The sequence below is a fragment of the Stenotrophomonas sp. WZN-1 genome, from assembly GCF_002192255.1.
GTDB lineage: Bacteria > Pseudomonadota > Gammaproteobacteria > Xanthomonadales > Xanthomonadaceae > Stenotrophomonas.
Genome location: NZ_CP021768.1, coordinates 3,843,170 through 3,868,646 on the forward strand (window position 1 = coordinate 3,843,170; position 25,477 = coordinate 3,868,646).

General features: G+C 67.2%; 24 protein-coding genes. 8 read left to right on the top strand and 16 right to left on the bottom strand.

Annotation, left to right across the window (positions count from 1 at the left end):
• Positions 1-30 precede the first annotated feature (30 nt).
• From rodA to CCR98_RS17935, 5 genes are all read right to left on the bottom strand, one after another.
• Positions 31-1,143: a rod shape-determining protein RodA gene (gene rodA / locus CCR98_RS17915; protein ID WP_087923658.1), complete on the bottom strand. Its 1,113-nt coding sequence runs from the start codon at positions 1,141-1,143 to the stop codon at positions 31-33.
• Positions 1,140-3,215 carry a penicillin-binding protein 2 gene (gene mrdA / locus CCR98_RS17920; RefSeq protein WP_087923659.1) on the bottom strand — a complete coding sequence of 692 codons (2,076 nt, stop codon included), beginning with the start codon at positions 3,213-3,215 and terminating at the stop codon, positions 1,140-1,142. Before mrdA ends, rodA begins: the two co-directional genes overlap by 4 nt.
• Before the next feature lie 3 nt (positions 3,216-3,218).
• Positions 3,219-3,704 (bottom strand): rod shape-determining protein MreD, encoded by a 486-nt coding sequence (gene mreD / locus CCR98_RS17925; protein ID WP_005419400.1) that lies wholly within the window; start codon positions 3,702-3,704, stop codon positions 3,219-3,221.
• Positions 3,701-4,798, bottom strand: coding sequence for a rod shape-determining protein MreC (gene mreC / locus CCR98_RS17930; protein WP_087923660.1), 1,098 nt, complete (start codon positions 4,796-4,798; stop codon positions 3,701-3,703). The genes mreD and mreC overlap by 4 nt, the downstream gene beginning before the upstream one ends.
• Before the next feature lie 121 nt (positions 4,799-4,919).
• Complete coding sequence (locus tag CCR98_RS17935) at positions 4,920-5,966, bottom strand: rod shape-determining protein (protein WP_005419402.1); 1,047 nt, start codon at positions 5,964-5,966, stop codon at positions 4,920-4,922.
• Positions 5,967-6,249: 283 nt separating this feature from the next.
• On the opposite strand from CCR98_RS17935, the gene CCR98_RS17940 reads away from it, so the two are divergent.
• Positions 6,250-7,188, top strand: coding sequence for a carbohydrate kinase family protein (locus CCR98_RS17940; RefSeq protein WP_014038522.1), 939 nt, complete (start codon positions 6,250-6,252; stop codon positions 7,186-7,188).
• A 103-nt stretch (positions 7,189-7,291) separates the two neighbouring features.
• On the opposite strand, the gene CCR98_RS17945 is transcribed toward CCR98_RS17940, so the two are convergent.
• The 4 genes from CCR98_RS17945 to ubiE form a co-directional block, all read right to left on the bottom strand.
• Positions 7,292-7,915, bottom strand: a complete 624-nt coding sequence (locus CCR98_RS17945; RefSeq protein WP_087923661.1) for an HAD family hydrolase — start codon at positions 7,913-7,915, stop codon at positions 7,292-7,294.
• Positions 7,915-8,646: a hypothetical protein gene (locus CCR98_RS17950; protein WP_087923662.1), complete on the bottom strand. Its 732-nt coding sequence runs from the start codon at positions 8,644-8,646 to the stop codon at positions 7,915-7,917. Before CCR98_RS17950 ends, CCR98_RS17945 begins: the two co-directional genes overlap by 1 nt.
• Before the next feature lie 127 nt (positions 8,647-8,773).
• Complete coding sequence (locus tag CCR98_RS17955; protein WP_087923663.1) at positions 8,774-10,702, bottom strand: M1 family metallopeptidase; 1,929 nt, start codon at positions 10,700-10,702, stop codon at positions 8,774-8,776.
• A 271-nt stretch (positions 10,703-10,973) separates the two neighbouring features.
• Positions 10,974-11,735, bottom strand: a complete 762-nt coding sequence (ubiE, locus tag CCR98_RS17960; protein ID WP_005411082.1) for a bifunctional demethylmenaquinone methyltransferase/2-methoxy-6-polyprenyl-1,4-benzoquinol methylase UbiE — start codon at positions 11,733-11,735, stop codon at positions 10,974-10,976.
• An 80-nt stretch (positions 11,736-11,815) separates the two neighbouring features.
• Here ubiE and CCR98_RS17965 point away from each other — a divergent pair, with 80 nt between their 5' ends.
• The 5 genes from CCR98_RS17965 to CCR98_RS17985 all read left to right on the top strand — a co-directional run bounded on the left by CCR98_RS17965 (position 11,816) and on the right by CCR98_RS17985 (position 14,200).
• A complete protein-coding gene (locus tag CCR98_RS17965) occupies positions 11,816-12,268 on the top strand; it encodes a nucleoside deaminase (RefSeq protein WP_087923664.1) in 453 nt (150 codons plus the stop codon).
• Between the two features lie 198 nt (positions 12,269-12,466).
• Positions 12,467-12,727: a hypothetical protein gene (locus CCR98_RS17970; protein WP_087923665.1), complete on the top strand. Its 261-nt coding sequence runs from the start codon at positions 12,467-12,469 to the stop codon at positions 12,725-12,727.
• Positions 12,728-12,802: 75 nt separating this feature from the next.
• Positions 12,803-13,129 (top strand): hypothetical protein, encoded by a 327-nt coding sequence (locus tag CCR98_RS17975; protein WP_014038526.1) that lies wholly within the window; start codon positions 12,803-12,805, stop codon positions 13,127-13,129.
• Positions 13,130-13,205: 76 nt separating this feature from the next.
• Complete coding sequence (locus CCR98_RS17980) at positions 13,206-13,628, top strand: low affinity iron permease family protein (RefSeq protein ID WP_032129005.1); 423 nt, start codon at positions 13,206-13,208, stop codon at positions 13,626-13,628.
• 119 nt (positions 13,629-13,747) lie between these two features.
• Entirely contained in the window at positions 13,748-14,200 is a 453-nt protein-coding gene (locus CCR98_RS17985) for a transposase (protein ID WP_087923666.1), read from the top strand.
• Positions 14,201-14,331: 131 nt separating this feature from the next.
• Here CCR98_RS17985 and smeF read toward each other — a convergent pair whose 3' ends face one another.
• The 3 genes from smeF to smeD form a co-directional block, all read right to left on the bottom strand.
• The gene (gene smeF, locus CCR98_RS17990; protein ID WP_087923667.1) at positions 14,332-15,717 is read right to left on the bottom strand and encodes a multidrug efflux RND transporter outer membrane subunit SmeF; all 1,386 of its coding nucleotides are present in this window, start codon (positions 15,715-15,717) and stop codon (positions 14,332-14,334) included.
• 97 nt (positions 15,718-15,814) lie between these two features.
• Positions 15,815-18,937, bottom strand: a complete 3,123-nt coding sequence (gene smeE, locus CCR98_RS17995) for a multidrug efflux RND transporter permease subunit SmeE (RefSeq protein ID WP_087923668.1) — start codon at positions 18,935-18,937, stop codon at positions 15,815-15,817.
• Positions 18,938-18,949: 12 nt separating this feature from the next.
• Positions 18,950-20,134 carry a multidrug efflux RND transporter periplasmic adaptor subunit SmeD gene (smeD, locus tag CCR98_RS18000; protein ID WP_087923669.1) on the bottom strand — a complete coding sequence of 395 codons (1,185 nt, stop codon included), beginning with the start codon at positions 20,132-20,134 and terminating at the stop codon, positions 18,950-18,952.
• 228 nt (positions 20,135-20,362) lie between these two features.
• Here smeD and smeT point away from each other — a divergent pair, with 228 nt between their 5' ends.
• Together smeT and CCR98_RS18010 are read left to right on the top strand one after the other, a co-directional pair.
• Complete coding sequence (smeT, locus tag CCR98_RS18005; RefSeq protein ID WP_087923670.1) at positions 20,363-21,022, top strand: efflux transporter SmeDEF transcriptional repressor SmeT; 660 nt, start codon at positions 20,363-20,365, stop codon at positions 21,020-21,022.
• A gap of 45 nt (positions 21,023-21,067) precedes the next feature.
• Positions 21,068-22,060: a Gfo/Idh/MocA family oxidoreductase gene (locus CCR98_RS18010; RefSeq protein ID WP_087923671.1), complete on the top strand. Its 993-nt coding sequence runs from the start codon at positions 21,068-21,070 to the stop codon at positions 22,058-22,060.
• Between the two features lie 39 nt (positions 22,061-22,099).
• Here the strand turns inward: CCR98_RS18010 and hslU are convergent, their stop codons facing one another.
• The 4 genes from hslU to xerC all read right to left on the bottom strand — a co-directional run bounded on the left by hslU (position 22,100) and on the right by xerC (position 25,473).
• Positions 22,100-23,473 (bottom strand): ATP-dependent protease ATPase subunit HslU, encoded by a 1,374-nt coding sequence (gene hslU, locus CCR98_RS18015; RefSeq protein ID WP_087924230.1) that lies wholly within the window; start codon positions 23,471-23,473, stop codon positions 22,100-22,102.
• A 106-nt stretch (positions 23,474-23,579) separates the two neighbouring features.
• On the bottom strand, positions 23,580-24,131 hold the full coding sequence (gene hslV / locus CCR98_RS18020; protein WP_005411093.1) for an ATP-dependent protease subunit HslV: 552 nt from the start codon (positions 24,129-24,131) through the stop codon (positions 23,580-23,582).
• A 74-nt stretch (positions 24,132-24,205) separates the two neighbouring features.
• The gene (locus CCR98_RS18025; RefSeq protein ID WP_024957056.1) at positions 24,206-24,406 is read right to left on the bottom strand and encodes a DUF3079 domain-containing protein; all 201 of its coding nucleotides are present in this window, start codon (positions 24,404-24,406) and stop codon (positions 24,206-24,208) included.
• 176 nt (positions 24,407-24,582) lie between these two features.
• Positions 24,583-25,473, bottom strand: coding sequence for a tyrosine recombinase XerC (gene xerC, locus CCR98_RS18030; protein ID WP_087923672.1), 891 nt, complete (start codon positions 25,471-25,473; stop codon positions 24,583-24,585).
• Between the last annotated feature and the right edge of the window lie 4 nt (positions 25,474-25,477).

A 25,477-nucleotide genomic window follows, 5' to 3' on the forward strand; every position in this document is an offset into this window, starting at 1 on the left:
CCTGGGCGCTACGGAAGCGCGCGGCCCGGGTTACCCGTAGCCGCCATGCACCGGATTGTGGCTGCGCACCGCCATCACCAACCCGAAGCCGGCCAGCAGCGACACCGCCGAGGTACCGCCGTAGCTGATCAGCGGCATCGGCACGCCCACTACCGGCAGCAGTCCGGAAATCATCCCGCCATTCACCAGCACGTAGACGAAGAACGCCAGGCCGGTGGCGCCGGCCAACAGGCGCGAATAGGAATCGCGCGACTGGCTGGCGATCCACAGGCAACGCCCGATCACCACCAGGTACAGCGCCAGCACGGTGGCCACGCCGATCCAGCCGAATTCCTCGCTCAGCACCGAGAACGCGAAGTCGGTGGTCTGTTCGGGAATGAAGTTCAGGTGCGACTGCGAGCCCTCGCCCCAGCCCTTGCCGTCGAAGCCACCGGAACCGATCGCGATCTTCGACTGGATGATGTTCCAGCCAGCCCCCAGCGCATCCATCTCCGGGTCGAGGAACATCATGATGCGGTCCTTCTGGTACGGCCGCAGCAGCCAGAACCAAGCCACCGGCGCGACTGCGGCCACGCCACCCACGCCCAGGCCCACCCACCACCACGGCAGGCCCGCCAGCAGCAGTACGAACACGCCGCTGGCGGCGATCAGCACGCCGGTACCGAAGTCCGGCTGCAGCATCACCAGTCCGGTCGGCACACCGATGATGACCAGCGCGGTCAGCACGGTATTGAAGCGCGGCGGCAGCGGCATCTTGTGCAGGTACCAGGCCACCATCATCGGCAGGCTGACCTTCAGCAGCTCGGCCGGCTGCAGGTAGAAGAACTTCAGGTCCAGCCACTGCCGGCCATACTTGCCGGTGCCCAGCACGAACACCGCCAGCAACGGGATCATCGAAATCGCGTAGATCATCGGCGTGGCCGAACGGATGCGCAGGATCGGCACCCGCGAGATGCCCCACAGCGCGGCCATGCCCACCGCGAAACGCGCGCCCTGCGCCATCACCAGGCCGTCGCCACCGGCACTCTTCAAGGTAGCCAGGCCGATCAGCATCAGCGCGCCCAGGGCCAGGCACAGCACCCAGTCCAGCGTGCTGAAGAAGCGGCGCAGCATGTCGCCGGCCCAGCGCAGGAACACTCTCATCGTGCGGGCTCCGCGGGGGTCGGGCGCGGCGTGGCGGGAAGCGCGGCGGCAGCCGGCGTCCCCGGCTGCGGTGCGGGCGCGGGTTCGGGCGCAGGCACGCCGACCAGCACCGGATGCTCACCCAGCTGCGCTGCGGCGAAGTCACCCGCTTGGCGCGCGCCCGCATCTTCGTTGTCGAATGCAGTCGCACCGATGGCGGTGGTGCCGCGCTCGCTGTCCAGCGGCTGCATGCCTTCGGGCATCTTGCCCAGCAGGTAGGCGTCGAACACCTTGCGCGCGATCGGTGCAGCCGCCGCACCGCCGTAGCCGCCGCCCTCCACCGCGATCGCCAGCGCGATCACCGGCCGGTCGACCGGCGCGAAGCCGACGAACAGCGCGCGGTGGCGCAGGTGCATCGGCAGGCTCTTCGGATTCACCGCGGCGGTGCCCTTGCGGCTGATGACCTGCGCGGTACCGGTCTTGCCGGCCATCGTGTACGGCGCGCCGGCCGCCATGCGTGCGGCACTGCCACCGGGCAACATGGTGGCCATCATGCCTTCGCGCACCGCCTGCAGGTTGTTCGGGTTCGGGCTGATCGGCTTGCTCTCGCCCGGGTCGGTCGCCATCCAGTCATGGTCGAACCCCGCACGCTGCTGGATCACCAGATGGGGCGTGCGCAGCTGCCCGTCGGCCAGCCCACTGACACCCCGCGCCAGCTGCAGCGGGGTGACCTTCCAGTCGCCCTGGCCGATGCTGATGTTGACCGTGTCGCCGGGGTACCAGGCTTCCTTGCGGCTCTTCCGCTTGTAGGCCGGCGAAGGCAGGATGCCACCGATCTCGCCGGTGAGGTCGATGCCGGTCGGCTGGCCGAAGCCGTAGTACTCCATGTAATGGTCGAAGCGCTCGATGCCCAGGTCCAGCGCCAGCTTGTAGTAGTACGTGTTGACCGACTGCGCGATGGATTTGCGCAGGTCGGTCCAGCCATGGCCGCCGCGGTGCGAGTCACCCCAGCCGCGCGAGGTGCCGGGCAGGTAGAACATGCCGGTGGACAGCACCTTGTCTTCCGGGCGGCGCACGCCCGAATCCAGGCCGGCCAGGCCGATCAGCGGCTTCAGCGTGGAACCGGGGGCGACGCCACCGAGCACCAGGCGGTTGAACTGCGGCCGCGACGGGTTTTCGTTCAGCGCCTTGAAGTCGGCATGCGAGATGCCGTTGACGAACAGGTTGGGGTCGTAGGACGGCAGGCTGACCATCGCCAGCACTTCGCCGGTGCGCGGGTCCATCGCCACCGCCGAGCCTTCCTGGTCGCCGAAGGCGGCGACCATCGCACGCTGCAGGTCGGCGTCGATCGACAGCCGCAGGTCGGCGCCGGACTGCGCGGCGACGCGGCCGATGGTGCGGATCGCGCGCCCCTGCACATTGGTCTCGACCTGCTCGTAGCCGACCTTGCCGCGCAGCTGCTGCTCGTAATAGCGCTCCAGCCCGGACTTGCCGATGTGGGTCAGCGCAGCGTTGCCTTCGCCGAGGATCTCCAGGTCCTTGTCATCGACGCGGCCGACGTAGCCGATGATGTGCGCGAACAGATCGCCGTAAGGGTAACGGCGGGTCAGGTAGGGCTCCAGCTCGACGCCGGGGAAGCGCCAGCGGTCGACCGCGAAGCGCGCCATCTCCTCGTCGCTCATGCGCAGCTTCAACGTGACCGGCAGGAACTTGCGGCGCGCCTTGCGCGACTTGTTGAATGCTTCCAGCTCTTCCGGGCTGATGGTGATGATCTTCGCCAGCCCTTCCAGGGTGGCGTCCATGTCCTTGACCTTGTCCGGGGTCACGTCCAGGCGGAACGCCGGCACGTTCTCTGCCAGCAGGCGGCCATTGCGGTCGTAGATCATGCCGCGCCCGGGCACCACCGGCCGCGGCTTGATGCGGTTGGCTTCCGAGCGCGTGGCGTAGACGTCGTGGTCCAGCACCTGCAGCTTGAAGTACCAGCCGCCCAGGCCCAGCAGGCAGACCAGCACGCCCAGGAAGCCCAGCGCCGCACGGCGGCGGAACTGTTCGGCTTCGGCGTGCGGATTCTTGACCTGGCGGCGCGGGATCATGGCTCAGCGCCCGCGCTTGCCGAAGCGCACCGCGTCCAGCAGCACGAACACCAGCGGCCACAGGCCCATGCCCAGCAGCGGTGCCCACCAGTACGACCACGGCAGGGTCGGCTCATCCACCACGATGTGGACCAGCGCACTGACGATGCGGTCGTTGAACAGCAGGCCGCCGATGGCCAGCATCTGCTGCGACATCGGGAAGAAGCGGATGCGGGCACGGAAGCGCTGCAGGATGAAGGCCAGCATCACCAGCCGCAGCGCCTGTTCGCCCAGCACGCCGCCGTACAGCAGGTCGGCGACCACGCCGCTGGCGAAGGCGATGCCCAGGCCGACGCGCTCGGGCGCCTCGATGACCCAGTACGCCAGCACCAGCGCCAGCCAGTACGGGCGCAGCGGCTGCAGCAGCGCAGGCAACGGCAGCAGGCCCAGCAGCAGCGCCACCACCAGGCTGGCCGGCAGCACCCACGGGTTGTCGCGCAGGCGGCTCATCGCTCGGCCTCCGGCGTGGTCGGTTGCCGGCCAGCGGCCGGCACTACCGGAGCAGCAGGATCAGGCGAGGATGCGGGCACGGCGTTCCTCGTCGCAGACGAGGGCTGTTGCCGCCCAGCGGCCGGCACTACCGGGGCACTGACCGGAGCTGGCGTTGTTGCCGCTGGCGCGGTTCCCACAGGCACGGTGGCGCCGCTGGCCGGGCCGCCCGGCGCGGTGGCTTCCAGTTGCAGGCGCAGCTCCGCCGGAATCCGGATCGCAGCGCCCGGGCGCAGCAGCAGCACGTCGCGGCCGCGGTCGAGCTGCGCCGCCGGCTTCAGTTCGCCGACCAGGAAGGCATGGGTGTCGTCCGGGCGCAGGCCGGTGATGGTGCCGACCGGGAAGCCGGCCGGGAAGCGCCCGCCGAGGCCGGAGGTGACGATCTCATCGCCCACTTCCACGCCAGCGCTGAGCGGAATGTCGCGCAGTTCCAGCGTGTCGCCGCGTCCGTAGACGATCAGGCGCACGCCGTTGCGGGCCACGGTGACCGGTACCGCGTGGTCGGGGTCGGTCAGCAGCAGCACGGTGGAGGTGCCGCCAGTGACGCTGATCACCTGCCCCATCAAGCCGCCGGCATCGATCACCGCCTGGCCGACATGCACGCCCTCGCGGGTGCCGGCGTCGAGCACCAGCCGCTGCTTCACCGGATCCAGGTCGATGTCCAGGATCGGCGCCAGCTGCACGTCCAGGCCACTGCGCTCGGCTACGTTCAGCAGTTCGCGCAGCTGGGCGTTGTCCAGCGCGGCGGTCTGCAGGCGGGTCAGGCGCGCGTTGGCCAGCAGCAGCTGGTTGCGCAGTTCGCGGTTCTCGGTCACCAGCTGGGTGTGGCTGGCGGCGGAATCCTTGACCTGGTTGCCAAGCTTGCCGGGCAGGCCAGCCAGCGCCCATACCGGCTGCACCAGGCTGTTGGCCTGCTCGCGCAGGCGCGCCAGCCAGCCGGCCTGGTCGTCGAGCACGATCAGGGTGATGGCCAATGCGAGGTAAGCCAGCAACCTCAGGGGGCTGGCGGCATCACCGGATCGGGAGGCAACGGGAGGACCGGCGTAGGGCGGCACGGCAACGATTCAACTGGCAGAAGGCGGAAGGGAAATACGCGGGCGCCCCGCCGGTGCCGGCCCGCCATCGCGGCGGGCCGCACCCCGGAAGGGCGCGGCGGGCAGGAACGGCCGGGACGGCTTATTCCGGCGCAAAGAACTCGTTGCCGTGCATGTCCACCAGCTCCAGCGCACGGCCGCCACCGCGGGCCACGCAGGTCAGCGGATCGTCGGCCACCTGCACGTGCAGGCCGGTTTCCTCGGAAATCAGGCGGTCCAGGTCGCGCAGCAGGGCGCCACCACCGGTCAGCACGATGCCGCGCTCGGCGACGTCGGCGCACAGTTCCGGCGGGGTCTGCTCCAGCGCCAGCTTGACCGCGCTGACGATGCCCGACAGCGGCTCGTGCAGGGCCTCGAGCACCTCGTTGGAGCTGATCTTGATCATCTTCGGCACGCCCTCGGCGAGGTTGCGGCCGGAGATTTCCATCTCGATCACTTCCGCCTGCGGGTAGGCGCAGCCCAGCTCGACCTTGATGCGCTCGGCGGTGGCTTCACCGATCAGCATGCCGTGGTTGCGGCGCACGTAGTTGGTGATCGACTCGTCGAAGCGGTCGCCGCCGATGCGGACCGAGGCCGAATAGACGATGCCGTTGAGCGAGATCACCGCCACTTCGGTGGTGCCGCCGCCGATGTCGATGACCATCGAGCCACGGGCTTCGGTGACCGGCATGCCGGCGCCGATCGCGGCTGCCATCGGCTCTTCGATCAGGAACACATCACGGGCACCGGCTTCCTCGGCCGATTCCTTGATCGCGCGGCGCTCGACCTGGGTCGAGCCGGCCGGCACGCAGACCAGCACGCGCGGGCTCGGGCGCAGCACGCGCGACTTGTGCACCTTCTTGATGAAGTGCTTGAGCATCGCCTCGGTGTAGGTGAAGTCGGCGATGACGCCGTCCTTCATCGGGCGGATGGTCGTGATGTGGCCCGGGGTACGGCCCAGCATCTGCTTGGCTTCGGCGCCCACGGCTGCCACCGAGCGGGTGCCACCGATGGCACGGTCCTGGCGCACGGCCACGACCGACGGCTCGTTCAGCACGATCCCCTGCCCGCGCACGTAGATGAGGGTGTTGGCCGTGCCCAGGTCGATGGACAGGTCGTTGGAGAACATGCCACGGAGTTTCTTGAACATCTGAGGAAGGAGTCCTGAGGGGTGTCGTGCCCGCCGCGGGATGGCGAAAAAATGGGCAGAATTCGAGGCCGACAAGCCTAGCAACCCGCCTGCCGCCGAGCAAGGAAAAAACTAGCTGAACCCGCGTCTTCACAGGCTTTCGGCCTGATCGGGTCTCACCCGGTTCTGGCCCTGAGCGGCACCAGCGGGTAACCTTTGCGCCGTCGGGCGCCCAAGGGCGCCGTTTGCTTGCCCGCTGAACCGGGCCGGCCCACCCCAAAATTCACCGCATAGGCTTACATCGATGTCCGCTCTGATCTGTGGTTCTCTTGCCTTCGACACCATCATGGTGTTCCCGGACCAGTTCAAGAATCACATCCTGCCGGACAAGGTGCACATCCTGAACGTGTCCTTCCTGGTGCCGCGCATGCGCCGCGAGTTCGGCGGCTGCGCCGGCAACATCGCCTACAACCTGCACCTGCTCGGCGGCCAGCCGATCCCGATGGGCACCGTGGGTTCGGACTTCGGCCCGTACCGCGAATACTTCGACGGCCTGGGCATCGACCTGTCGCGCGTGCGCGTGATCGATGAGCTGTTCACCCCGCAGGCGTTCATCACCACCGACCACGACAACAACCAGATCACCGCCTTCCACCCGGGCGCGATGATGCGCTCCTACGAGAACCACGTGCGTGGCGTGCCGGGCGTGACCCTGGGCCTGGTCGGCCCGGACGGCCGCGAAGGCATGATCCAGAACGCACAGGAATTCCACGAAGACGGCATCCCGTTCATCTTCGACCCGGGCCAGGCCATGCCGCTGTTCAACGGCCCGGAGCTGCGCGCCTTCATCGAGCAGGCCGACTACGTGGTGGTCAACGACTACGAGTCGAACCTGCTGCAGGAACGCACCGGTTGGGACGAAAAGGAGATCGTCAGCCGGGTGAAGGCCTACATCACCACGCGCGGCCCGAAGGGCGCGGTCATCCACACCCCGGAAAAAAGCTACGACATCCCGCCGGCGCACGAGCGCCGCGTGGTCGACCCGACCGGCTGTGGCGACGCCTTCCGCGCCGGCCTGATCTACGGCATCCAGAAGGGCTACGACTGGCTGACCATCGGCCGCATGGGCAACCTGATGGGCGCGCTGAAGGTCGAGCACCCGGGCACGCAGAACCAGCGCTTCACCTTTGATGAGTTCAACGAGCAGTTCAAGCAGCAGTTCGGTTACGCGCTGGGCGCGTAAACCGAACTGCCCGCGCATCTGCTCGGTGGGTGTCGACCTTGGTCGACACGCTGTGCCCTGGTAGGTGTCGACCTTGGTCGACACTGCCGGCCAGCGGCCGGCACTACCCCTTCTGCTGCCAGGCCGCCAACAGGTCGCGGCAATCGGCGAAATGCCAGTCGGCACGGCCCGGGCACGGGTTCTCCGGCAGGTTGACCAGCACGGTGCGGGTGCCCGCAGCGCGGCCGCACTCCAGGTCGTAAGCGTGGTCTCCCACCATCACCGCCTCCGCAGCCCCGATTCCCCAGCGTCGAAGATGCTGCTGCAGGCCATCCGGCGACGGCTTGGGCACCGCTTCATCGCGGCCGATGATGTCGGCATCGTCGAACAGTTCCCCGACCCCTATCGCGTCCAGGGTCAGCTTCGCCAGCGCATGATCGTTGCGGGTCAGGATGCCCAGCCGGCAGCCTGCCGCCGACAGCGCACGCAGCAGCTTCACCGCACCCGGCGCCGGCAGCGCGTCCTCGGCCAGCGCGCGTTCGTGATCCAGCAGCCACTCACGCTTGGCCTGCGCCGGCGCGTCCGGCAGCGCTGCGATATGGTCGAGGATGTCTTCCTCCGCGGCGATCTGCAGTGCGCGGCGGATCGCGGCGAAATCATGCACGGCGACCGTCAGCGTGCCGTCCATGTCGAACACCCAGTGCCGGATCGCGGACAACGCGTGCACTGCGCTGCCCGCCGCGATCATCACTGCCACCACTGCGGCATGCGGCTGGCGTCGACACCACCGGTTTCGAACACGGCAGTACGCGTGCCGCCAGCCTTGACCGGGAACTCGATGCTGATCGACTTGCCCTTGCGCGCCAGCTTCCACAGCGCCTTCTGGTCGGTGATGAACAGGGCGATGGCTTCATCGGTCTTCGGGCGCCAGGCGGCCATCGACACCGGCTTGCCGTCGTCCACGGTCACCTTCACCGTGCACTGCGGGCAGCGGAAATCACCGGCCTGCAGCACCAGGTAAGCGTGGCGCTTCCATTCCGGGTGATCGCGGAACACCAGCTGCACCGGCTTGGCGCCGCTGCCATCCACGTCCACCCGTTCCTTGCTGTAGATCTGCGCCGAAACCTGGTTGCCCTTGTTGCCCACCGGGATCTGGTTGTACTGCCACAGCGCCTGCATGCGGCGCAGGTCGCGCGCGGCATCGCCCTTGGCCTTGACCTCGTCGAAGCCGGCGGCGATGCGCTCGGCGGCGGCGGTGTCCTTGTACTGGTCCAGCAGCGAGGCGCCATGCAGGCGCGCGCGTTCCCAGTCCTGCGCGGCCACGGCCATCTCGTACTGCTTGGCCACGTCCTCGGCCTTGGCTTCCTTCTGCGCCTGCACGGCGGCCGCAGCGGCTTCCTGCGCCTTGCGCTCTTCCTCTGGGTTGCTGCAGGCGGCCAGGGCCAGCGTGCAGGCGGTGAGCAGGATCAGTCGTTTCATGGCGGAGGTCCTATGCGAGTGCATCCCGATTCTATCGGCAGCGAAAAGCGGATACACCAACGGCGGGTTTCCCCGCCGTTGGTGGTGAAGCAGTGACCGGGTGCCAGCGAGCGGCCGGCACTACCGCTTACTTGGCTTCGGCCTTGGCCAGCATGTCCTGTACCGAGGCGGTGGTGATCGGGTGGTAGCCCGGCTTGGCCTTTTCAAAGGCCTGCTTGGCCAGCTCCAGCCCCTTCGGCGTCTTCACCAGTTCGGCGTAGATCGGCAGGATCAGCTTGCGACGGCCGACGCGCTCGATGAACGCGGCGGCGCCTTCATTGGCCTGCTCGTAACCGCTGCGGATCGCCAGCGGGTACCAGCGCATGGCGATCTCGCCATTCGGGGTGCCGGTGAAGTGGAACGCCTTGTCCAGCGTAGCCAGCTTGTCCAGCGGCTGGGTCGCGCCCAGGCCGTCGATGAAGCGCACCCATTCCTGCGTGCTCCAGTCGGCGATGACCTGGCTGCTCGGCACGGTGCCGGCGCTGGCGAAGGCAATGCGCGCGGTATCGACGCTGCTGAAGTTGCGCGACTGGGCCTTGGCCGCGAACGCCGGAATGCCCGGCTCGTCCAGCCACGCCTTCAGTTCGGCCTCGGTCACTGCCGACGGATTCTTCGGCAGCAGGTTCTTCTTCATGTACTCGACGAACTGGTCGGTGTTCGCGCTCTGGAACGCGTGGTCATCGAACCAGCCGCGCAGGAACGGATCGAAGGTCTCGCGGCCGAAGCGCTGTTCCAGGAATTCCAGGAACCACGAACCCTTGACGTAGGCAACCTGGCTGAGGGCTTCGTCGGGGTCCCGCTCGTTCAGCGGCGGCAGCGCCAGCGCCTGGTCGGCCGGGCTCATGTCCTTCACTTCGGCCAGCAGGTCGGTCTGGTCGATCTGCTTCTCCATCTCGGCCATTTCCTTGCCGTACAGGGCTTCGGTGATGCGGCCCTGGACGTAGGTGGTGAAGCCTTCATTGAGCCAGATGTCCTTCCAGCTGGCGTTGGTCACCAGGTTGCCCGACCAGCTGTGCGCCAGTTCGTGTGCGACCAGCGACACCAGCGACTTGTCGCCGACGATCACGGTCGGGGTGGCGAAGGTCAGGCGCGGGTTCTCCATGCCGCCGAACGGGAACGACGGCGGCAGCACCAGCATGTCGTAGCGGCCCCAGCGGTATTCGCCGTACAGCTTTTCGGCGGCACCGATCATCTTCTCGGTGTCTTCGAATTCCTTGGCGGCCTTGTTGACCATGGTCGGCTCGGCCCAGACGCCGGAGCGGCCGGAGATCGGCTCGAACACCAGGTCGCCGGCGGCGATGGCCAGCAGGTACGACGGAATCGGCTGCGGCATCTTGAAGGTGTAGTCACCGTCACGCGCGGCCTTCGGATCGTTGTCGGCGCTCATCAGCACCATCACGTCCGGGCGCGAGACCACGTGCGCGCTGTAGGTGAAGCGCACGCTCGGGGTGTCCTGCAGCGGCACCCAGGAACGGGCGTGGATGGCCTGCGACTGGCTGAACATGAAGGGCAGCTTCTTGCCCTCGGTCATCGACGGTGCCAGCCACTGCAGGCCCGAAGCGGTCGGTGCGGTGTGGTAGGTCACTTCCACCTTGGCCGGCTGTTCCGGGGCCTCGATGGTCAGCTTGCTGCCGAACACCTTGTCGACCGGGGCCAGCTCGAACTGCAGCGCGCTGCGCGCGCCATCGGCGGCAACGGCCTCGACCTTGGACACGGTCAGCTCGCGGGTGTCGAGCACCAGCTGCTTGGCGTCCTTCTGCTTCCATTCCAGGGTGTAGGTGGCGGTGCCGCCGATCTGCTTCTGGTCGAAGTCCAGCTTCAGATCCAGCGCGATGTCCTTGATGACGACCTTGTCCGGCTCGGCGTACGAGCTTTCGTCGTGGCTGCGGTTCTCGGCGTTCACAGGGGCGGCGGGGGCCTTTGCGGCAGTCGGGGCGGCGGCGGGCGCGGCCGCCTCCTGGGAGCAGCCGGCGGCCAGGGCCACGGCCAGCGGAAGGAGCATCAGCGGATTACGCATGAATCGGGACCGTTACGGGGATCAGACCCCCAATGGTACCTCCCTGCGGCCCCGCAGGCGTTGCGCGGTGCGGGGTAATGCAGGCCGGGGCCGTTCCTGCGCCTCCGGCGCATGCCAACCAAGGTTGGCATCTACAGGTAGGCGCCAACCTTGGTTGGCACGGATCCATCAACGCACGCGGCAGGCCCGTGCCGACAAGGTCGGCACCTACCAGAGCGGATGACCGCAGCGGGCGAGTACCAACCAAGGTTGGCACCCACCAGAGCAGGGCTTACAGCTTGTAGCCGGAGTGGATCGAGACGATGCCGCCGGTCAGGTTCTTGTAGTGGCAGCGCTCGAAGCCGGCCTGCCCCATCATCGCCTTCAGTTCGTCCTGCGGCGGGTGCTTGCGGATGCTCTCGGCCAGGTACTGGTAGCTGTCCGAATCGTTGGCGAACAACTTGCCCAGTTTGGGCAGGATCTTGAACGAGTGGAAGTCGTAGATCGGCTTGAACCAGTCCGCGGTGACTTCGGAGAACTCCAGCACGCGGGCCTGGCCGCCCACCTTCAGCACGCGGTACATCTCGCGCAGGCCAGCGTCCTTGTCGGTCACGTTGCGCAGGCCGAAGGCGATGGTGACCAGGTCGAAGCTGTTGTCCGGGAACGGCAGGGCTTCAGCATTACACTGCACGTAGTCCAGGCCGAGCACCAGGCCGCGGTTGGTCAGGCGGTCACGGCCGACCGACAGCATGCCGGCGTTGATGTCGCCCAGCACCACCGATCCCTCGGCGCCGACGCGCTCCTTCAGCAGGGCGGCGATGTCGCCGGTGCCGCCGGCCAGGTCGAGCACGCGGTCGCCCGGCTTCACCTGCGCGGTCGCCACGTAGTAGCGCTTCCATGCCCGGTGCACGCCCAGGCTCATCAGGTCGTTCATCAGGTCGTAGTTGCGCGCGACCGAGGTGAACACCTGGCCGACCAGCTTCTGCTTGTCCTTGGCGGCGACGTCGCGGAACCCGAAATGGGTGGTACCGGCTTTGTAGGGGGATTCGCTCATGACCCCGATTATCGCACCGCCGGGGGCCAGCGGCACCCCCTGCCCGTATCATGGCGGGCCACGACTTACCGGAGCCCCGCATGATCACCACGCCCGACTACCAGACCCTGCTGCAGACCGCCATCGCCGAAGCCCGCCAGGGCCTGGCCGAGGGCGGCGTGCCGATCGGCGCGGCGCTGTACCACAACGATGGCCGCCTGCTCGGCTGTGGCCACAACCGCCGCGTGCAGGAAGGCGACCCGTCGGTGCACGGCGAGACCGACGCCTTCCGCAAGGCCGGCCGCCAGCGCCGCTACCAGGACACCATCATGGTCACCACCCTGGCCCCGTGCTGGTACTGCTCGGGCCTGGTGCGCCAGTTCAACATCGGCACCGTGGTGGTGGGTGAATCGCGCACCTTCCAGGGCGGCATCGACTGGCTGCGCGAGAACGGCGTCAACGTGATCGACCTGGACAACCAGGAATGCGTCGACCTGCTCGGCGACTTCATCAGCCGTCATCCGGATATCTGGAACGAAGACATCGGTGAATGAGCACCACGCAGCGTACTGTTGAACCCGCTTAATGAACGCTTCAGTGCCGGCGCACCCTTGTGCCGGCAGCGTTTGCGGCCATTGCCGTGAACCCGTGCACAGTCAGCTGCGCTGCGTGCACACGCTGCGGTAACACCCCACCCGGCTGCCGCGCCTAGGGTGGGGTTACCGGGACTCCTTTCCCCGGCGGAGCCAGCCATGTGCGCGCACGCCGTACGCCCCACGCCCGACCCGATCCTCGACGCCATCCGCGAGCGCCTGCAGCAGCAGTACGCGCTGCACCAGCGCGGCGCGCTGTTCTGGACCGCCTACCAGGGCCTGCAGCTGGAACTGGTGCGCGGCCATCCGCTCGACCATGAGCGCCTGTGCAATGCGATGGCCGACATGGCCGAAAACCTCGGCGCGGTCGAGCATGCGCAACTGATAGGCAATCGCAACGCCGGCTCCACATCGCGCTGACGCGGCTTCCACTGCCCCATCGGCCACACTCGGATGAACCCCCACTCCCTTTCCACCCAACCGAACTGGATTGTCATGCACGCTGAAGTCCCCACCATTCCCCCGGTCATCAACGTTGACGCCGAGCTTGACCACTGGCGCCGGCAGCATGCCGACGGCGCACTGCCGCACAACTCGTTCGGCTCCTACGTGCCGTGGATCAAGTTCGCCTGCGATTCGCTGATCACCCAGCCGCGCGCCAGCAATGCGCAGCGCGACGAGATGTTCCAGACGCAGTACGCCCTGCAGATCATGCCGCGCCTGAGCGAAGCCCAGGCCCGCGAATTCGTCGACCGCTGCTGGCAGCACGTCTACCAGACCAGCCCGGTGCGCCTGCAGGACGCGCCGCGCCTGCGCGCCTGAGCTGCAGCGCGTCGGCTGCACGGCCCCTGCACGAGCCACCGCCGATCATCCTCGTCACCTGAGTGGGACGACGACGATGAAAGCACGCAACCTGTTCAATACGATCGCCAAGAAGGCCGCGGCCGCCACCGGTTCGCCGTGGACCTTCCTGGCTGCGGTCGCGATCGTGGTGATCTGGGGCATCAGTGGCCCGGTGTTCGGTTTCAACGACACCTGGCAGCTGGTGATCAACACCGGGACCACCATCATCACCTTCCTGATGGTGTTCCTGATCCAGCACACGCAGAACGCGGACACCGCCGCGATGCAGATCAAGCTGGACGAGCTGATCCGCGCGACGGCCGAAGCCAACAACGAACTGTTGGATCTGGAAGAACTGGACGAGGAACGGCTGGAAGAGATCCGCCGCGAGTACGAGCAGATGGCGCGCGAAGCCGGCGACGCGCTGGCGCGGGTGCGCGCCTGCCATGCAGCGCGGCGCGACGATGAAGCGGTGTAGCGCACACGCTCTGGTAGCGCCGGGCCATGCCCGGCGAGCGCGTGAACCAGAAGATCCCCACATGATCCGATGGCGGACGCCTATGGCAACAAACGCCTGCCATTGCGCAGGCTGCGTACATGTCCAGCCGTCATCTCCAGCGTGGTCGCGATTCCCGTATCAATGGCTGCTACGTGCTAACCACCGTTGTCCAACGTCGGCGCCGGGTGTTTGACGATCCACGCTGTGCAGCCTATCTCGTGGGCGCGCTGCGATTCGTCGAATCCATGGGGCTCAGCCACTCCTTTGCCTGGGTTGTCATGCCTGACCACCTGCATTGGCTGGTGCAGCTACGCGACGGCTCGCTCGCACGGCTGATGGGAACGCTCAAGTCACGCAGCAGCAGGCTGCTGGGGCAGCAATTCGGGATCGAGACGCCACTTTGGCAGCCGAGTTACTTCGACCATGCGGTGCGCCATGAGGATGCATTGAGGCGCCACGCGCTTTACATCCTCGGCAATCCCATTCGGGCTGGACTGGCGAGCCAGCTGGATGAGTATCCGTTTGCGTGGTGCCGCTGGCCCCAGCGGTAGCACCGGATGGCCTGCACTGCGGTAGCGCCGGACCATGCCAGGCGAACGCAATGCACGGCCTGATCCAAGCAGCATGAACATCAGATCGAAAAGCCGCCGGGCATGGCCCGGCGCTACCGGATGGCTCGCGCTTACCCGCGCTCGTGCCAGCCGCCACCCAGCACCTTGTACAAGGTGATGCGGTTGGCCTGCTGCGCCAGCTGCGCCTGCAGCTGGGTCTGCTGCGCGTTGTAGGCGGTGCGCCGCGCATCGAGCAGGGTGACAAAGCTGTCCAGGCCAGCGTCGTAGCGTGCCTGCGACAGGCGATTGGCCTGTTCGGCCGCTTCCACCAGGCGCTGCTGTGAACTCACCTGCTCATCCAGGCTGACGTTCAATGCCAGCGCATCGGCGGTTTCGCGGAAGCCCACCTGGATCGATTTCTCGTACTGCGCCAGCGCGATGTCACGGTCTGCATTGGCGATGGCCAGGTTGGCGCGCAGCTTGCCGCCCTGGAAGATCGGCAGGGTGATCTTCGGCAGGAAGCTCCACACGCGGGTGCCGCTGTCGAACAGGTTGGACAGTTCGCTCGAGCCGCTGCCGATGCTGCCGGTCAGCGAGATGCTCGGGAAGAACGCCGCACGTGCCGCGCCGATGTTGGCATTGGCGGCCAGCAGCTGGTGCTCGGCAGCCATGATGTCCGGGCGCTGCAGCAGTACGTCGCTGGGCAGGCCGGCCGGCGGCGGTGCCAGCGCCAGCAGCTGCGGCTCGATGCTGTCCGGCAGCAGCGCCGGATCCAGCTGGCCACCGGCCAGCAGCGCCAGCGCGTTGCGGTCCTGCGCCAGCTGCCCGCGCAGGCGCGCGGCATCGGTGCGCGCGGTCTCGACCAGGGTACGGGTCTGAGTCAGTTCCAGCGCCGAACTGCCACCCCGTTCGTGGCGGGCCTCGGCCAGGCGCAGCGAATCCTCGTAGGTCTTCAGCGTGGCATCGGCGATCTTCAGCCGCTGCGCATCGGCGCCGTAGGTCAGCCACGCCGTCGCGGTCTCGGCCACCAGGCTCAGCTGCGCGTTGCGGCGGTTGGCGGCCACGGCGAAGTACTGCTGCAGTGCCGCTTCACTGAGGTTGCGCACGCGGCCGAACAGGTCCAGCTCGAACTCGGCCACGCCCACGCCCGCAGTGAACTGCTCGGTGACGCCAGCGTCGGTGCCCTGGCGCTGCATCTGGCCGGTGACGGCCACGCCGGGCACGCGGTCGGCGCGCTGCACGCGGTACTGGCCGCGCGCGCGTTCAACGTTGAGCACGGCCACGCGCAGGTCGCGGTTGTTCTGCAGCGACTGGTCGATCACCTGCTGCAGGCGCGCATCGGTGAAGAAGTCGCGCCAGCCAACGGCGGCAACATCGGCCACCTGGCCCTGCGTGGCCTCGGCCGGCCACTGCGCCGGAATGGCCGGAGCGACGGCGGTGTCCTTCGGCACCAGGGTGGAGCAGCCGGCCAGCGCGAGTGTGGCGGCAATGGAAACAGCAATGGAATGAAGCTTCATGGCAACACCTTGGGGATCACGGTGGTAGCGCCGGGCCATGCCCGGCGGCTACGCGGTGAGACATCCGCCGGGCATGGCCCGGCGCTACCGGATTTCATCACTCGGCGGATTTGCGCTTGAACAGGCGCTGCACCACCACGAAGAACAGCGGTACGAAGAACACGCCGAGCACGGTGCCGACGATCATGCCGCCGAGCACGCCGGTGCCGATCGCCTGCTTGGCGCCGGAGCCCGCACCGGTGGAGATCGCCAGCGGTACCACGCCCATGCCGAAGGCCAGCGAGGTCATCACGATCGGGCGCAGGCGGTCGCGCACGGCATGCATGATCGACTCGATCAGGCTGGCGCCCTTCTCCAGGTTTTCCTTGGCGAACTCGACGATCAGGATCGCGTTCTTGCTGGTCAGGCCCACCGTGGTCAGCATCGCCACCTGGAAGTAGATGTCGCGCTCCAGGCCCTTGAAGGTGTTGGCCAGCACCGCGCCGAGGATACCCAGCGGGGCCGCCAGCAGCACCGCGGTCGGCACGCTCCAGCTTTCGTACATCGCGGCCAGGCACAGGAACACGATCATCAGCGACAGCGTGTACAGCAGCGGCGTCTGCGAGCCGGCCTGGCGTTCCTGGTAGGACATCGCCGTCCACTCGATGCCGAAGCCCTGCGGCAGCTGCTTGGCCAGCTGTTCGATCTCGGCCATGGCGTCACCAGAGGCGACACCCGGGGCCGGTTCGCCCTGGATTTCCATCGCCGACACGCCGTTGTAGCGTTCCAGGCGTGGCGAGCCGTAGTCCCAGTGCTTGGTGGCAAATGCACTGAACGGAACCATCTCACCCTTGTCGTTCTTCACGGACCAGAGATCGAAGTCCTCCGGCACCATGCGGAACGCCTGGTCGGCCTGCACGAACACACGCTTGACGCGGCCGCGATCGACGAAGTCATCGATGTACGAGCTGCCCCACGCGGCGGCCAGCGTGCCGTTGATCTGGTCGATCGACAGCCCCAGCGAGGTCGCCTTGGCCGCGTCGATGTCGATGCGGAACTGCGGCGTGTCTTCCTGGCCGTTCGGGCGCACGTTGGCCAGCTTCTTGCTGCCGGCGGCGAGGCCCAGCAGCTGGTTGCGCGCGGCCACCAGTGCCTCGTGGCCCTGGCCGCTGTTGTCCTTCAGGAAGAAGGTGTAGCCCGACGCGGTGCCCAGTTCCGGAATGGCCGGCGGCGGGAAGGCGAAGATGAAGGCATCCTTGATCTGGCCCAGTGCCGCCATGGCGCGGCCGGTGATCGGCATCACGCCATTGTCGGCATCACGCTCGCTCCAGTCCTTCAGCTTGACGAACGCCATGCCCGCGTTCTGGCCCATGCCGGCGAAGCTGAAGCCCTGCACCGAGAACACCGAGTCCACCGCATCCTTCTCGTTCTGCAGGAAGTGGTTTTCCAGTGCCGCGATCGATTCCAGCGTACGTTCCTGGGTGGCACCGACCGGGGCCTGCACCAGCGCCATCAGCACGCCCTGGTCTTCGTTGGGCAGGAACGAGCTGGGCAGGCGCACGAACAGCACGCCCATCAGCACGAACAGCGCCGCCACGATGCCCATGAAGCGCCACGGACGGTGGATGATGCCGCGCACGCCGCGCTGGTAGCTTTCGCTGGTGCGGTCGAAGCCGCGGTTGAAGCCGTTGAAGAAACGACCGGCCAGGCCGCGGTGGGCCACGTGGTGCTCACCCTTCTTCAGCGGCTTGAGCATGGTCGCGCACAGCGCCGGGGTCAGCACGATCGCCACCAGCACCGACAGCGCCATCGCCGAAACGATCGTGGCCGAGAACTGGCGATAGATCACGCCGGTGGAGCCGCTCATGAAGGCCATCGGCACGAACACCGCCGACAGCACCAGGCCGATGCCCACCAGCGCACCGGTGATCTGGCCCATCGACTTGCGGGTCGCTTCGAGCGGCGACAGTCCTTCCTCGGACATGATGCGCTCGACGTTCTCCACCACCACGATGGCATCGTCCACCAGCAGGCCGATCGCCAGCACCATCGCGAACATGGTCAGCATGTTCACCGAGAAGCCCAGCATCGCCAGCACGCCGAAGGTACCCAGCAGCACCACCGGCACGGCGATGGTCGGGATCAGGGTGGCGCGGAAGTTCTGCAGGAACAGGTACATCACCACGAACACCAGCACGATTGCTTCGATCAGGGTCTGCACCACGCCCTTGATCGACACGCGCACGAACGGGGTGGTGTCGTACGGGATCTCGGCCTTCAGGCCGGCCGGGAAGAAGCTCTTCATGTCCTGCAGCGCGGCATCCACGCCGGCCGCTGTATCCAGCGCGTTGGCGCCGGTGGCCAGGGTGACCGCCAGGCCGCTGGCCGGCTGGCCGTTGTAGCGGGTGACGAAGTCGTAGGACTCGGCACCCAGCTCGACGCGGGCGACATCGCCCAGGCGCAGTTCGGCACCATCCTGCGCGCCGCGCACGATGATGTTGCGGAACTGTTCCGGGGTCTGCAGGCGCGACTGCGCGTTGATCGTGGCGTTGAGCTGCTGGCCCTTCACCGACGGCGCACCGCCGAGCTGGCCGATCGCCACCTGGGCGTTCTGCGCCTTGATCGCGGCGGTCACTTCCGGCACCGACAGGCCATAGGTGTGCAGCTTGTTCGGGTCCAGCCAGATGCGCATGGCGTACTTGCCACCGAACACCTGGATGTTGCCCACGCCCGGCACGCGGCTCAGACGGTCGACGACGTTGGAACCGACGTAGTCGGCGATGTCGTTGGCGTCCATGCTGCCGTTCTCGGACACGAACGCGATGACGTTCAGGAAGCCCGAGCTGGACTTGGCCACGTTGATGCCCTGGCGCTGCACTTCCTGCGGCAGCAGCGGCATCGCCAGCTGCAGCTTGTTCTGCACCTGCACCTGGGCGATGTCCGGGTTGGTGCCGCTCTCGAAGGTCAGGGTGATGGTGGCCTGGCCGTTGGACGAGCTGTTGGAGGAGAAGTAGATCAGGCCATCAAGGCCCTTCATGTTCTGCTCGATGATCTGCGTCACCGAGTCCTCGACCACCTTGGCCGATGCACCCGGGTAGGTGGCGCTGATTTCCACCGCCGGCGGTGCGACGTTGGGATACATCGAGACCGGCAGCTTGAACAGGGCCAGGCTGCCGGCGAGCATGATGATGATGGCGATCACCCACGCGAAGATGGGTCGATCGATGAAAAAGCGTGCCATGGGGTTCTCCGCTTACTTCGCGTCGCCGGCCGGGGCGGCAGGCTGGGCGGCCGCCGCCGGCTTGGCCGGCGCAGTACCCTTCTCGGTGGCCTTGACCGGCATGCCGGGGCCGATCTTCTGCAGGCCTTCGACGATGACCTTGTCACCGGCCTTCAGACCGTCCTCGACCAGCCACTTGTCGCCGACCGTGCGGCTGACCTTGACCGGGCGCACTTCGACCTTGTTGTCCTTGTCGACCACCATCGCCGTGGTGTCGCCCTTCGGATCGCGGGCGATGCCCTGCATCGGCACCAGCACCGCGTCGCTGCGCACGCCGCCGCCGATCACTGCACGCACGTACATGCCCGGCATCAGCAGGCCGTCCGGGTTGTCCACCTTCACGCGCAGGCCAAAGCTGCCGGTGGTCGGATCGACGCTGACTTCGGAGAACTCCAGCGTGCCCTTGTGCTCGAAGGTGCTGCCGTCTTCCATCAGGATGCTGACCGGCAGGGTCTGGTTGTCCTGCAGGCGGCCGGCGGCCAGTTCGCGGCGCAGCTGCAGCAGCTCGGCCGAGGACTGGGTCAGGTCGACATAGATCGGGTCCAGCTGCTGCACGGTGGCCAGTGCGTTGGCCTGGCCGGCGCTGACCAGCGCACCCTGGGTGACGCTGGACTTGCCGATGCGGCCGCTGATCGGCGCGGTGATGCGGGCGTAGCCCAGGGTGACGTTGGCCGCATCCAGCGAGGCCTTGGCGGCACCGACGTCAGCCTCGGCCTGCTTCTGCGCGGCCACGGCGTTTTCCAGGTCCTGCTGGCTGACCGCATCGACCTTGGCCAGCTCGGTGATGCGCTTGGCACTCAGGCGCGCGGCATTGGCAGTGGCTTCGGCGCGGGCCAGCTGGGCGCGGGCGTTGTTGGCCTGGGCCCGGTAGCTGGCGTCGTCGAGCTGGTACAGCGGCTCGCCGGCCTTGACCATGCCGCCCTCGGTGAACAGGCGCTTGGCGACGATGCCGTTGACCTGCGGGCGCACTTCGGCGACCAGGAAGGCATTGGTACGGCCCGGCAGTTCGCGGGTCAGGCCCACGGTCTCGGACTTCAGCGTGACCACAGTGACGTCACCCGGGCCCTGCTCGGGGGCCTGGGGTTGGCCGCCGCAGGCAGCCACGGTCGCGGCGATTGCCAGCGACAGTGCAAAGGGTCGGATTCGGCTCAGCAACATGACGGAAAGGCTCTTGGAGGAAGGAATCTCAGAGGGAGCTGATACCACTGGGCTTCCCCCTTGTTCCGGTGAAAGCCCCGCAGATCGCGCCCACCCGGGTGGAGTGGGAGCCGGACCGGCCTGCCACGCACACGACGGGAATGATGGGTGCGAAATATACATACATGCTTGTTTGTTTGTAAACCGGTACAATTCAGCCACGTTTCACCCGCACTCGTACCCACACCCATGGCCCGCAAGACCAAAGAGGACACCCAGGCAACCCGGGAAGGCATCCTTGACGCCGCCGAAGCCTGCTTCCATGAACACGGCGTGGCCCGTACCACGCTGGAGATGATCGGTGCCCGCGCCGGCTACACCCGTGGCGCGGTCTACTGGCACTTCAAGAACAAGAGCGAGGTGCTGGCCGCGATCGTCGAGCGCGTGCACCTGCCCTTCATGCAGGAACTGGAGCGCACCTCCACCGACCAGCGCGACACCCCGGTGCACGACCTGCGCGCGGTGATGATCCACTCGTTCATCGAGCTGTCCGAGGACGAGCGCCTGCGCAAGACCATGGAGATCATGCTGCGCAGCGATGCCTCGGCCGATACCAAGGTGCTGACCGAAATGCAGCAGGCCGGATTCCGCGATGCACTGGACCGGATGGAGCGCGCCCTGCGCCGTGCCGGCGATCTGGGCCAGCTGCGTGAGGGTGCCGACCCGAAGATCGCCGCGCGCATGCTGCACGCCACCGTGCTGGGCGTGCTGCATGGCGCGATGGTCGAACCGGAACTGATGGACCTCAAGCGCGACGGCATGCTCGCGCTGGACATGACCCTGGCCGCCTACGTGAAGGATGGCGTGTTCGTTCCCGGAACGGTGCCCGAGCCGTTGCCGGAAGCGTGAGCGGCATTGCTGCCGCCACCGCGTCACCCATGTGAGGACAGATCGATGATCCTGGACAACGTGGTATGGGGCTTCATCGGCTGCGGCAGCGTCACCGAGAAGAAGAGTGGCCCGGCCCTGGCCAGCACGCCCGGCTCACGGGTGGCAGCGGTCATGCGCCGCAATGCCGCATTGGCCGAGGACTACGCACGGCGCCACGCGATTCCCCGCTGGTACGCGGACGCCGATGCACTCATCGCCGATCCGGAGGTGAACGCGGTGTACGTCGCAACACCGCCCTCCACGCACATGCACTACGCACTGCAGGCGATTGCCGCGGGCAAGCCGGCCTACATCGAAAAGCCGATGGCCATGGACCACGGCGAGTGCCAGCGCATCATTGAAGCCAGCGCCCGCAGCGGCGTGCCGGTGTTCGTGGCCTACTACCGCCGCGCCCTGCCCCGCTTCGCACAGGTGAAGCAGCTGCTGGACAGCAGCGCGATCGGCACGCCGCGCAGCGTGCGCGCGACCCTGCATCGGCCGCATTCGGTGAATGCCGCATCGCCGGACTTCTGGCGGACCAATCCGGCCATCGCCGGCGGCGGGCTGTTCGTCGACCTGGGCTCGCACACCCTGGACCTCCTCGACCATCTGCTGGGGCCGCTGGGCGATGTGCGTGGCCTGGCCAGCTCGTTGACCGGCGCCTACGCCGCTGAGGACAGCGTCTCGATGTGCTTCCGCACCGGGACGGGCGCGCACGGCATCGCGCAATGGAGTTTCTGCGCGTTCCGCCGCCAGGATGAGATCGAGATCACCGGCGACCGTGGGCAGCTGCGCTTTGCCACCTTCGAGGATGTTCCGGTGGAGCTGGAAACCGAAGCCGGCGTGCAGAGGTTCGACATCCCGAACCCGCCATCGATCCAGCAACCGTTGATTGCCTCCCTCGTGGACGAACTGCGCGGCAACGGGCGCTCGCCCTCGAACGGCATCAGCGCCGCCCGCACCAGTGCGGTGATCGACCAGGTACTGCGGGCCTATCGCACGCGGCAATCGCGCTGACCGCACAGGAAAAAGGCCGCCTTGCGGCGGCCTTGTGCGTTACAGGATGTAGCGGCTCAGGTCCGGGTCCTGCACCAGCTCACCCAGGTGTGCATCGACGTAGGCGCTGTCGATGGCCAGGGTTTCGCCATCGCGGTCCGGCGCCTCGTAGCTGAGCGAATCCAGCAGGCGCTCCAGCACCGTATGCAGGCGGCGCGCACCGATATTTTCCTGGCGCTCGTTCACCTGGAAGGCGATCTCGGCCAGCCGTTCGATCGCATCGGCGGTGAAGCTGACCTTGACGCCTTCGGTGGCCAGCAGTGCTTCGTACTGCTTGGTCAGCGCGGCCTTCGGCTCGGTCAGGATGCGCACGAAATCACCCTTGCTCAGCGCACCCAGTTCAACGCGGATCGGGAAGCGGCCCTGCAGCTCCGGAATCAGGTCGCTGGGCTTGGCCAGGTGGAACGCGCCCGAAGCAATGAACAGGATGTGGTCGGTCTTGATCGTGCCGTACTTGGTGGATACGTTTGAGCCTTCCACCAGCGGCAGCAGGTCGCGCTGCACGCCTTCGCGCGACACGTCGCCACCACCCACGTTGTCACCACGCTTGGCAACCTTGTCGATCTCGTCGATGAAGACGATGCCGTGCTGTTCGCAGGCCTCGATCGCCGCGGTACGGATGTCGTCCTCGTTGACCAGCTTGCCGGCTTCCTCCTCGATCAGCAGCGGACGCGCTGCCTTGATGGTCAGCGTGCGCTTGTGCGCCTTGGCACCACCGCCGAGATTGGCGAACATCGACTTCAGCTGCTGGCCCATTTCCTCCATGCCCGGCGGGGTCATGATATCCATGCTGACGTTGGCAGCCAGGTCGAGCTCGATCTCGCGCTCGTCCAGCTCGCCATTGCGCAGCATCTTGCGGAACTTGATGCGGGTCTCGTTGTCCTGCGCCGACGGTTCGTTGCGCGCGACTTCGGGATCAAAACCGATGCCACCGCTGCGGCGCGGCAGCAGCGCATCAAGGATGCGGTCTTCGGCACGCTCTTCGGCCTGGGTACGCACGCGCACCTTGGCCTGTTCGCGGTACAGCTTGACCGCGGTATCGGCCAGGTCGCGGATGATCTGCTCGACGTCCTTGCCGACGTAGCCGACTTCGGTGAAGCGGGTGGCTTCGACCTTCACGAACGGCGCGTTGGCCAAGGTGGCCAGGCGACGCGCGATCTCGGTCTTGCCGACGCCGGTCGGGCCGATCATCAGGATGTTCTTCGGCATCACTTCATTGCGCAGCTCAGGCACCAACTGCATGCGGCGCCAGCGGTTGCGCAGGGCGATGGCCACCGCGCGCTTGGCGTCGTGCTGGCCAACGATGTGCCGGTCCAGTTCCTGCACGATCTCGCGCGGGGTCATGGTGGCGGAGGAAACTTCGATCTTCGACATGGATGTGCTCACGAATGCGTTGTCTACGATGCCGGAACCGAACGGCCCCGGACGGTAGCGCCGGGCCATGCCCGGCGAATCTGGAATGTCTGTGACGGGTTCCCCGTCACAGCTCCTCGACCACCACGTTGCGGTTGGTGTAGATGCAGATGTCGCCGGCAATGCCGATCGCTTCGCTGGCGATGGTGCGCGCGTCCAGTTCGGTGTGCGCCATCAGTGCGCGCGCGGCCGAGAGTGCGTAGGAACCACCGGAACCGATGGCGATGATGCCGTCCTCCGGCTCGATCACATCACCGGTGCCGCTGATGATCAGCGAGGTTTCCTTGTCGGCCACCGCCAGCAGGGCCTCAAGCTTGCCGAGGCGGCGCTCGGTGCGCCAATCCTTGGCCAGCTCGACCGCAGCGCGCTGCAGCTGGCCGTGCTTTTCCAGCTTGGCCTCGAACAGTTCGAACAGGGTGAAGGCATCGGCGGCGGCACCGGCGAAGCCGGCCAGCACCTGGCCGTCACGGCCGAGGCGGCGCACCTTGCGCGCATTGCCCTTCATCACGGTGTGGCCCAGCGTGACCTGGCCGTCGCCGGCAATGGCCACGTGCTCGCCGCGACGGACGCAGACGATGGTGGTGGCGTGGAAAACGTTGGGGTTCTGACTGGGGTCCATGCGGCCTCCGATAGCTGTTCACGGGACATGGGGACAGCGCCGGGTGCGATCAAGCCTGCGCGGATGGCTGCCGTTCAGCGCTTGGCGTGCGAAGGCCGGTCCGGATTCGGCTCGATGCCCCAGGCGATATACCAGTCTTCACCCTGCGTCTCGATCGGATGCTGGGTGCGGCCGGAGCCATTGCCGCAGGCCAGCGCGTCGGCCGCACAGTAACGGTCGCAGCCCCAGCAGATGCGCTCGGGGTGTTTGGGATGCAACGGTATGGGCTTCGCCATGGCGGCGGTGTCCTCGTGGCCTGTGGCCACGGTGCGCCGCTGGCGCTCACCCTGCCCTGATCCAGATCAAGGGCGGTCTATTCCGGTAGCGCCGGGCCGTGCCCGGCGAGCGCGCAGCGCGGGCCGCGTCGCATGCACGGGAAATGGATCACACAGCCGCCGGGCATGGCCCGGCGCTACCCGCCCTTATCGTCCTTGCTGCGGCGCTTTGCGCGTGGATGCGCGGCGTCGTAGACCTTGGCCAGGTGCTGGAAATCGAGGTGGGTGTAGATCTGCGTGGTGGCGATGTCGGCATGGCCCAGCAGCTCCTGCACACCACGCAGGTCGCCGGACGATTCCAGGATGTGGCTGGCGAAACTGTGCCGAAGCATGTGCGGGTGCACGTGCTTGAACAGGCCCTGGCGCTGCGCCAGCTGGCGGATGCGGATCTGCACCGCGCGTTGGCTGATCGGCCCATTGCGGCCGGGGAATACCGGCGAGGCTGGGCCGCCGCCACTTTCCGCGCGCCATGCCTGCAGCGCTTCGCGTGCGGGCCGGCCGAACGGCACCCGGCGCTGGCGGTTGCCCTTGCCCAGCACGTTGACCAGGCCGGTGTCGAAATCCAGGTCACGCCAGGTCAGCGCGCAGACTTCGCTCAGGCGCAGGCCGGAGGAATAGAACAGCTCCAGCAGCGCGCGGTCACGGCGGCCGAGTTCACCTTCCGGCTCCAGCTCGACCAGCTGCACGGCTTCATCGGCGTCGAGCACCTGGGGCAAGCGGCGCGGCGCGCGTGGCGCCTTCAGTGTCGCTGCCGGACTGACCTCGATGCGCCCGTGCTTGAGCAGCCAGGCGTAGAAACTGCGGCAGGCCGACAAGCGACGTTGCAGGCTCTTGGCCGACAGGCCACGCCGGTGCTCATCAGCCACGAACTGGCGCACCGCGTCTGCATCCAGTGCCTCCACTGCCATGCCACGCGGCTCGGCCCAGGCCGACAGCGCGTCCAGGTCGCGGCGGTAGGCGTCGAGCGTATGTGCCGACATCCGCCGCTCCACCTGCAGGTGCTGCAGGAAGGCCTGTACCGCGCTCATCGTC

What these genes read in the sequence shown, in the direction of transcription:
- smeE (WP_087923668.1), bottom strand. Translation starts at nt 18,937, where the DNA reads ATGGCACGCTTTTTCATCGATCGACCCATCTTCGCGTGGGTGATCGCC.
- CCR98_RS17975 (WP_014038526.1), top strand. Translation starts at nt 12,803, where the DNA reads ATGCACGCTGAAGTCCCCACCATTCCCCCGGTCATCAACGTTGACGCC.
- rodA (WP_087923658.1), bottom strand. Translation starts at nt 1,143, where the DNA reads ATGAGAGTGTTCCTGCGCTGGGCCGGCGACATGCTGCGCCGCTTCTTC.
- CCR98_RS17985 (WP_087923666.1), top strand. Translation starts at nt 13,748, where the DNA reads ATGTCCAGCCGTCATCTCCAGCGTGGTCGCGATTCCCGTATCAATGGC.
- CCR98_RS17935 (WP_005419402.1), bottom strand. Translation starts at nt 5,966, where the DNA reads ATGTTCAAGAAACTCCGTGGCATGTTCTCCAACGACCTGTCCATCGAC.
- smeD (WP_087923669.1), bottom strand. Translation starts at nt 20,134, where the DNA reads ATGTTGCTGAGCCGAATCCGACCCTTTGCACTGTCGCTGGCAATCGCC.
- CCR98_RS17965 (WP_087923664.1), top strand. Translation starts at nt 11,816, where the DNA reads ATGATCACCACGCCCGACTACCAGACCCTGCTGCAGACCGCCATCGCC.
- mreD (WP_005419400.1), bottom strand. Translation starts at nt 3,704, where the DNA reads ATGAGCCGCCTGCGCGACAACCCGTGGGTGCTGCCGGCCAGCCTGGTG.
- CCR98_RS17950 (WP_087923662.1), bottom strand. Translation starts at nt 8,646, where the DNA reads ATGAAACGACTGATCCTGCTCACCGCCTGCACGCTGGCCCTGGCCGCC.
- mrdA (WP_087923659.1), bottom strand. Translation starts at nt 3,215, where the DNA reads ATGATCCCGCGCCGCCAGGTCAAGAATCCGCACGCCGAAGCCGAACAG.
- smeF (WP_087923667.1), bottom strand. Translation starts at nt 15,717, where the DNA reads ATGAAGCTTCATTCCATTGCTGTTTCCATTGCCGCCACACTCGCGCTG.
- CCR98_RS17980 (WP_032129005.1), top strand. Translation starts at nt 13,206, where the DNA reads ATGAAAGCACGCAACCTGTTCAATACGATCGCCAAGAAGGCCGCGGCC.
- CCR98_RS17970 (WP_087923665.1), top strand. Translation starts at nt 12,467, where the DNA reads ATGTGCGCGCACGCCGTACGCCCCACGCCCGACCCGATCCTCGACGCC.
- CCR98_RS17945 (WP_087923661.1), bottom strand. Translation starts at nt 7,915, where the DNA reads ATGATCGCGGCGGGCAGCGCAGTGCACGCGTTGTCCGCGATCCGGCAC.
- hslV (WP_005411093.1), bottom strand. Translation starts at nt 24,131, where the DNA reads ATGGACCCCAGTCAGAACCCCAACGTTTTCCACGCCACCACCATCGTC.
- xerC (WP_087923672.1), bottom strand. Translation starts at nt 25,473, where the DNA reads ATGAGCGCGGTACAGGCCTTCCTGCAGCACCTGCAGGTGGAGCGGCGG.
- ubiE (WP_005411082.1), bottom strand. Translation starts at nt 11,735, where the DNA reads ATGAGCGAATCCCCCTACAAAGCCGGTACCACCCATTTCGGGTTCCGC.
- CCR98_RS17955 (WP_087923663.1), bottom strand. Translation starts at nt 10,702, where the DNA reads ATGCGTAATCCGCTGATGCTCCTTCCGCTGGCCGTGGCCCTGGCCGCC.
- smeT (WP_087923670.1), top strand. Translation starts at nt 20,363, where the DNA reads ATGGCCCGCAAGACCAAAGAGGACACCCAGGCAACCCGGGAAGGCATC.
- hslU (WP_087924230.1), bottom strand. Translation starts at nt 23,473, where the DNA reads ATGTCGAAGATCGAAGTTTCCTCCGCCACCATGACCCCGCGCGAGATC.
- CCR98_RS18010 (WP_087923671.1), top strand. Translation starts at nt 21,068, where the DNA reads ATGATCCTGGACAACGTGGTATGGGGCTTCATCGGCTGCGGCAGCGTC.
- CCR98_RS17940 (WP_014038522.1), top strand. Translation starts at nt 6,250, where the DNA reads ATGTCCGCTCTGATCTGTGGTTCTCTTGCCTTCGACACCATCATGGTG.
- CCR98_RS18025 (WP_024957056.1), bottom strand. Translation starts at nt 24,406, where the DNA reads ATGGCGAAGCCCATACCGTTGCATCCCAAACACCCCGAGCGCATCTGC.